This is a genomic window from Anabaena cylindrica UHCC 0172 (assembly GCF_034931625.1).
Lineage (GTDB): Bacteria > Cyanobacteriota > Cyanobacteriia > Cyanobacteriales > Nostocaceae > Anabaena > Anabaena cylindrica_A.
This window is the reverse complement of the sequence record NZ_JAYGGY010000145.1, coordinates 1-6,710: the sequence shown is the minus strand read 5'-3', so window position 1 is coordinate 6,710 and position 6,710 is coordinate 1. Positions and strand designations below refer to the sequence as shown.

Annotated in this window: 8 protein-coding genes; 4 read left to right on the top strand and 4 right to left on the bottom strand. The window is 37.9% G+C overall.

Annotation, left to right across the window (positions count from 1 at the left end; genetic code table 11):
- Positions 1 to 206: 206 nt before the first annotated feature.
- Positions 207 to 1,760 carry a GTP-binding protein gene (locus VB713_RS27995; RefSeq protein ID WP_323314751.1) on the bottom strand — a complete coding sequence of 518 codons (1,554 nt, stop codon included), beginning with the start codon at positions 1,758 to 1,760 and terminating at the stop codon, positions 207 to 209.
- Positions 1,761 to 2,065: 305 nt separating this feature from the next.
- Between VB713_RS27995 and VB713_RS27990 the strand changes: the two genes are divergently transcribed.
- The 3 genes from VB713_RS27990 to VB713_RS27980 all read left to right on the top strand — a co-directional run bounded on the left by VB713_RS27990 (position 2,066) and on the right by VB713_RS27980 (position 4,646).
- The gene (locus VB713_RS27990) at positions 2,066 to 3,766 is read left to right on the top strand and encodes an ATP-binding protein (protein WP_323314750.1); all 1,701 of its coding nucleotides are present in this window, start codon (positions 2,066 to 2,068) and stop codon (positions 3,764 to 3,766) included.
- Positions 3,767 to 3,832: 66 nt separating this feature from the next.
- A complete protein-coding gene (locus VB713_RS27985; RefSeq protein ID WP_323314749.1) occupies positions 3,833 to 4,330 on the top strand; it encodes a DUF937 domain-containing protein in 498 nt (165 codons plus the stop codon).
- A 133-nt stretch (positions 4,331 to 4,463) separates the two neighbouring features.
- A complete protein-coding gene (locus tag VB713_RS27980; RefSeq protein ID WP_323314748.1) occupies positions 4,464 to 4,646 on the top strand; it encodes a hypothetical protein in 183 nt (60 codons plus the stop codon).
- On the opposite strand, the gene VB713_RS27975 is transcribed toward VB713_RS27980, so the two are convergent.
- The gene (locus tag VB713_RS27975) at positions 4,612 to 4,911 is read right to left on the bottom strand and encodes a transcriptional regulator (protein ID WP_323314747.1); all 300 of its coding nucleotides are present in this window, start codon (positions 4,909 to 4,911) and stop codon (positions 4,612 to 4,614) included. The genes VB713_RS27980 and VB713_RS27975 overlap by 35 nt on opposite strands.
- A gap of 14 nt (positions 4,912 to 4,925) precedes the next feature.
- A complete protein-coding gene (locus tag VB713_RS27970; RefSeq protein ID WP_323314746.1) occupies positions 4,926 to 5,219 on the bottom strand; it encodes a type II toxin-antitoxin system HigB family toxin in 294 nt (97 codons plus the stop codon).
- 34 nt (positions 5,220 to 5,253) lie between these two features.
- On the opposite strand from VB713_RS27970, the gene VB713_RS27965 reads away from it, so the two are divergent.
- Complete coding sequence (locus VB713_RS27965; RefSeq protein ID WP_323314745.1) at positions 5,254 to 5,385, top strand: hypothetical protein; 132 nt, start codon at positions 5,254 to 5,256, stop codon at positions 5,383 to 5,385.
- Here VB713_RS27965 and VB713_RS27960 read toward each other — a convergent pair.
- The gene (locus tag VB713_RS27960; RefSeq protein WP_323314744.1) at positions 5,362 to 6,603 is read right to left on the bottom strand and encodes a pre-peptidase C-terminal domain-containing protein; all 1,242 of its coding nucleotides are present in this window, start codon (positions 6,601 to 6,603) and stop codon (positions 5,362 to 5,364) included. The two genes, VB713_RS27965 and VB713_RS27960, sit on opposite strands and share 24 nt — an antisense overlap.
- Positions 6,604 to 6,710: the final 107 nt, after the last annotated feature.

Below are 6,710 nucleotides of genomic sequence, written 5' to 3'. Positions count from 1 at the left end.
CACATCTCATCTTCAACCCCCTTGTCACCCGTTAAGGATTTATGGTTGAGGAAATTAACCAATAGTATTTGTATTGAAACCGAAATATTGTGGATGGGTATATCTCAAAAGATAGAGATTCACTTAAAAAGGCGGAAAATAGTAGTCCGGAGGGAAGATTTTTTCCGCAGCTTTTTTGTATAGGTCTAAAAGCAATTACATTCTTTTTAACGAGATTCGCGGCTGTTCTCTTCTTGATCTTCAAAGGTATCTTTTAAGGGTTTGACTACTTTAGCGATCGCTTCTTGGATAAAAACTTTGATAAACTCATCCCGGCGATTGATCTGAAACTGTTGCTGTACAACTTCCGTCATTCCCCCATCACCCCAATCTTGATCATGGCGAAAATATTCAATAAAGCTTTTGCCGGCAATGCGCGTTAGATAAGCTGCTGTTACCCCTTGGATGGCTCTACCAATCAGAAAAGTGGCAATATTGAGTTGTAGTGCAGTCGAGAGTAATTCAATTGCTCCCTTGACGATTCCTAAGCCAGCAATGGTTTTTCCTAAAGATAGGGCTAATTCTCGTCCCCGTTCCATATTTAAATCACAACCATAAACTCTGCCAATTTCTACCACCATTTGGGCGTTAACTGCGGCTGTGGCCAGTAAATCTACAACTGGTAAAGGGGTGACAGATACCACACCAGCCCCAATCCATTGATACCTTTCCACAATTTTATCAGCTTGACGACGGCGTTGAGAATCAATCAGTTTGCGGGCTTCTTCTCCTAAACGTAGAGATTGGAGGAGAATATTATCGGCGATTAAATCCTCACCTTCAGCGCGTAAAACAGCGGCCATGCGCCGTAATAGGGGGATAATATCTGGTTCTGGCTGGAAGGTTTCGCCGGTTTCTAACTGTGCAGATTGGGGATTAGCTGCGATCGCGACGACATCATTACTAGCAATAAAATCTCGTACCCGCTGACGCAACTTTGTCAAGATGGCTTCTGTATCGTCATCTGTATATAAATCAGTTTTATTAAGAATCAAGAGCGATCGCTTACCAATCTCCGCCAACCCTTTCAGCGGCTCATATTCAGAACGCCTTAAATCATTATCTACCACAAATAACAACAAATCTGCCTCTGTAGCTAAAGCCCTAGCTAATTGTTCCCGTTCCGTTCCAGCAACACCCGCTTCTAAAATCCCCGGTGTATCGGTAATTAAAATTTTCCGTTCCAACCCCTTTAACCGCAAACAATAGGTCTCCCCCACCTGAGTTGTTCCCATCGGTGCATTGACTTGACCTACTATCCGCCCCATAATCGCATTCACGAGGGAAGTTTTACCAGCACTCCCCGTCCCAAACACAACCACTTGAATTTCACCCCGTGCTAAATTTGTTTCAATTTCCTTAGTACGACTCAACAAAGCTTGACGAGTAACCTCATCTTGAATTTGGGCTACCTGTTGACGCACAGCTTGGATAGTCGAAGAAGCCGCATCAGATTTAGCCGCAGGAATTTGACTGGGAGTAACTCGTCTATGATTACGGCGTGATTTCTGCTCACCAGATTGCAGCACCAGTACATAATAGACAAAAGCAGCAACCAACCCTCCCAAGAGCAGAATCAGCAGCAACAGCAGCAGATTCCCCAATAGGGGAGAATAGGATAACTGCCAATATAACCGTGTAAGCGAATCAATTAACCATAGGGCTAAACCCAAAATGATAATCAGACCAACAATAAGTGTGACTATGCGCGACAGAGGCATGAATAGCAAAAATGAAAGGGTATTGAATAGATAGATGCTTCTGATCTTAATAGGTTGAGTGTTTTTCTCCAGAATTCAAAGAAGCAAATTTTGCTAAACTAAGATCCAGTTTGTATCAAATGTTCCTTTAGAATAGTGAATAATTATTCCTTGATGGTACAAGTCCCCGGATTTATCAGTGTAATCAATCTAAAATCGTTCGACTGAGCGCTCACAACGAAGTCTAAAATCGGATGGCTGGCTGCTGAATTCTTCATTTTTCCTCAAAATCTACTTTATAGAAAAGTTCAACGGCGAGTTATACCATGAAGTCTCTCTCTGAATTAAGTTCCTTTAACTGGCTGCGACAATTCTTTAATCGACTCAGTATTAGACAAAAAATTGTCAGTGGATATACCCTTTCCCTAGGAATTGCCGTCTTAGGGACAACAGCTGGCTTAGTGATAGGCGCTCTCTACTTCCAAGCAGCCGGAGAAAAGATGCTCTTGGCCAATCAGGAAGGAAGCTTGTTAAGTAGTTTGCAAGGAAAGCTTTTGGAAGTTCAGATTGATCAGCAGGAAATAATCACTGCTTTAAGTCAGCTGCAAGCTTCACGCTCAAAAAATTCTGAATTAAAGACTCATCTTCAGGAAGCCGAAATTTTATTTTCCCAGTTAGAGAAATTTAGTCAACCCAATTCCCAAAATGATTTGCAGAATTTGCTCAAAAAGTATGATGGCGACATCAAAGCATATTTTCAAAACCTCAAACAGTTAGTTGAGCAAGTTACCCTGTTGAGATCCAATCCAGAGGATTTAGCACAAGCACAGCAATTAATCTGGCAATTTAATCAAAGTCAAACCGCACAGAACTTTTATCAATATGCCCATGAATTAGCCGAATTTGCCGAAACGGTTCAAAATCGCCAAAAAGAAGCTGATTTAGCTTATAGAGAGGCTACCAGCCTACAAGCACAGATCATTATTGTGAGTATGGCACTATCAGTTGCGATCGCAATTACCCTAGCTGTATATACTAGTAAAATTATTGCTAGTCCCATTAATGCTGTTACAGATGTCGCTCGCAGAGTTACCCAAGAGGCTGATTTTGAATTACAAGCACCTGTAACCACAAAAGATGAAATTGGTACTTTAGCTCATGCTTTAAATTTATTGATTCAACAAGTAAAACACCTGTTAGAAATCCAAAAATCAGAAGCACAAACGAAACTTATTCAAAGTGAAAAAATGTCAAGTTTAGGGCGAATGTTAGCAGGTGTTGCCCATGAAATTAATAATCCTGTTAATTTCATTTCTGGTAATTTAGTCTATGCACAAAGGTATATTGACGATTTATTGATATTACTTAAAACCTACAAAAATACAATTCCTAATCCACCCATCCAAGTGCAAACTATAGCTGAAGAAATTGATTTTGAGTTTCTAGAAACTGATTTGCCAAAAATATTTAACTCCATGACAGTTGGAACTGAACGCACGAGAGAAATTGTCCGCAGTTTAAAAAACTTCTCGCGTTTAGATGAAGGTGCAATTAACTTAGTAGATTTACATCCTTGTATTGATAGTACATTATTGATTTTAAATAATCGTCTCAAACATAGTATTAAAGTTATTCGCACCTATGGAGAAATTCCCCAAATTCCTGGTTATATGGGTTTACTTTATCAAGTATTTATGAATCTTTTGAGCAATGCTATTGATGCATTAGAAGAAAAATCTCATGACAATCCACAATTTTTACCTGAAATCACCATTATTACAGAATGCCTATCTAATGATTGGGTAATAGTAAGAATTGCAGATAATGGTCGAGGAATTACGCCAGAAAATCAAAAAAAGATATTTGAAACTTTTTTTACCACCAAACCACGAGGTATTGGTACAGGTTTAGGTTTAGCAATTACTTATCAAATTGTGGTAGAAAAACATAGAGGTAAAATTAGTTGTAATTCTGAGGTAGATCAAGGTACAGAGTTTGTGATCGCTCTACCACTTAATCAACCTTAATTCCCACTAAATTTGACCTATTTAAGTATGAAATCTGTAAAATATCACAAGTGGAGAAAAAACTGAATGGGACTTTTTGATCAAATTCTAGGCTCAGTTACTAATTCCAATCAACAAGGTGGTTTAGGTCAATTAATAAAAATTGCTAACACCGTTCAGCAAGTGAGTAACACTACTGGTACAGATACTTCCACCATTCAATCAATTTTAACAGTAGTCGGTAAACAGGTGCATTCCTCTTTGCAAGAAAAGCAAGCCACAGAGGGAACTGAAGCTGTCCAAAACTTGGTGAATCAATTTGCAGGTACTTCTCCAGATTCCCAAGCCGTAAATACGCTATTTTCTCCAGCTATTCAACAACAAATTGCAGAAATTGCAGCCCAGCGCACAGGTTTAGATGCGGGAATGATTCAACAATTACTACCTACATTAGTGCCTTTAGTACTGAGTTTCTTGCAATCAGGCGGAAATCCGTTGCTGAATAAATTCCTAGATGCTGACGGAGACGGAGACGTTGATATTGCTGACGCGATGAAATTAGCTAGTCGGTTTTTAGGTAGGTAATTCTTAACTGAGAAATAGATAGTTATAAACGTGGATTAATCAAGTTTTGGACTTTTTTATCCACGTTTTATTTTTAAGAATTTCCCAAATTAGGGAAACAAATCTGCATTGATAACCTGAATTAAAGATAAGGATGACTCTTCAGGGAATAATTCTGAAGGAAGTTGATATTATGGTTATCGGCTATGCGATTCCTACAGAGCGCAGCTATCGCACTCATCATGCCAACAAAAAAGCGATCGCACATCCCCATAAGCTCCAAAAAAACGATCTACATCCCATCATCTGTGAGTCATTTCATTTAAAGCAGTATTAATTATTTCTTCACTAACTCCATGATGTTTTAAATTTTCAATAAAAGTAGAAATTCCTTGATTACGACTTTCTAAATAATATAAAATTGCTGGAATGGGAGACGGAGGTTCAATAGGATAATTTTGTTGTTCATAAACTTCTACTAAAGTCGTTAAAATATCTAATTTTTCATATTCTGGTGTATTAGGTTCAGCATCAAATATTTGTTCAATTTCTTTTAAAGCTTGTTGATAATCTGTTTCAGTTTTAATCGGTTTCAAATTCATAATATTAAACCTCCTTAAATAATTGTAGCATCTATCTTGTCATATTCTTGATGAGTACCGATAAAACGAATAAAAATAATGCCAAGTTCATAACGGATGTTGACAATTAAACGATAATTATTACCTTTAATATTAAAAACTACACGATTGTTGGCAATAATACTGGCATTAGCATAAATTTCTTTGATATCTGATGGACTTTCCCAATTAGCACAGGAAGCATCATCAAACCATGCTTTTAAAAACTTTTCTGTATCAGGATGTTTTTGCCAGTATTCTTTTAAAGTACTCCTAGCAATAATTCTCATTGCAATAATATTTATTCATCAGAAATTAGTTGAATTGGTATTTGCAGTTTATTTTCAAGATAATAGCAAAAAAGCGATCGCACATCCCCATATTCCCAAACAGCGATCGCTAATTATACTAAACCATATCAAAAAACTGGGTTTAGGTAATAACCAAATTATCTAACCTCAATGTGTATCCAGTATTAGTAGTAGCAACTCGATAAACGTGGAGGTAATAAGTTCCAGGCAGTGAACCAGAAAGATTAATTGTTTCCGATGCAGATCCTAGATTCGTTGAAGTGGCAATCACTTCACCAGTATCAATCACACCATTATTGTTGCTATCATAAATCAGCCTCATATCTGCATTATCAGTCAAGCCAACGAGATTAAAGGATGCAGTAGTATTTCCCCCTAAATTGAATTTAAAAAGATCGTCTATATTGCTATTACTTAGTGAGTAACTATATGCATTCCAAGGTGTACCATAATTACCTTTACCCAAATTATAGCTATAGGTGACAGGATTTAAGTTATTCACTATCTCTGGTTCTGAGGCAGCCAAAGATGTGAAATTCAATGCGTAGCCAGTACTGATATTAATCCTGTTGCCATCAGAGTCAAGGTAGTTAGTTGCAGAAACATCAACATAATAGCTACCTGCTGCCAAGTTATAGAAATCAAAAGATTCCGATGTTGTACCTGTATTGATTGAAGTAGCAATTATTTCCCCCGTATCAATTAAACCATTGTTGTTAGCATCATAAATCAACCGCATATTTGCATCAGCCGTTAAGCCATTAAGAGTAACTTTCATAGCACCAGTGCCAGCAAAGTTAACGCCATACATTTGGACAGGAAATTCACTGTTAACAGAGTTATTAAAGTAGTAAGAATAAGTACTCCCCACAGCAACATTTACAGTATTAGCACTCACAGAAGTTAAAGTATTTCCAGTGCCGCCTAGTAATGGTAAGGTATAGGGTTGAGCCGCACCATAATTAACGTTCCAACCAATATCTCGGAGAACTGCTAAGGAAAGTTGGCTGAGAGACGCAGTAGCACCCATCAGAGTGTGTGTCATTGTCTCATTCCCAAAAACTTCTTCTTTCCAATGTTTGTAATCAGAGCCACCACCTACTCCTGTAGTCATTGGTACAGCAGTTTGGGTAAAGGTTTCTTTTAATTCTCCATAAGCCCAACCAGCGTAGGTATTGGCATTATAAGTCCCATTGGATATATTCACCGCAGACCCATTCACAAGTCCCAAAACATGACCCATTTCATGAATTAATATCCCTGTGTTATCCCCTAAATTGCTATTTAAACTATTTACAGTGTCAACGCTTAATTTTACAGATCCTGATATCGGCATATATCGACTATTCGCATCCAATACCATATTTGTTGCTCCGCTAGGAAACGACGAATAGACTCACTAGCTGTACCACGTTCCCATTAGACATCTCCGAAAACTGTCAAACTCCTACTATGAATACTTTTTGGAAA

Coding starts and splice junctions, on each gene's coding strand:
- VB713_RS27995 (WP_323314751.1), bottom strand. CDS start 1,760: ATGCCTCTGTCGCGCATAGTCACACTTATTGTTGGTCTGATTATCATT.
- VB713_RS27990 (WP_323314750.1), top strand. CDS start 2,066: ATGAAGTCTCTCTCTGAATTAAGTTCCTTTAACTGGCTGCGACAATTC.
- VB713_RS27985 (WP_323314749.1), top strand. CDS start 3,833: ATGGGACTTTTTGATCAAATTCTAGGCTCAGTTACTAATTCCAATCAA.
- VB713_RS27980 (WP_323314748.1), top strand. CDS start 4,464: ATGACTCTTCAGGGAATAATTCTGAAGGAAGTTGATATTATGGTTATC.
- VB713_RS27975 (WP_323314747.1), bottom strand. CDS start 4,911: ATGAATTTGAAACCGATTAAAACTGAAACAGATTATCAACAAGCTTTA.
- VB713_RS27970 (WP_323314746.1), bottom strand. CDS start 5,219: ATGAGAATTATTGCTAGGAGTACTTTAAAAGAATACTGGCAAAAACAT.
- VB713_RS27960 (WP_323314744.1), bottom strand. CDS start 6,603: ATGGTATTGGATGCGAATAGTCGATATATGCCGATATCAGGATCTGTA.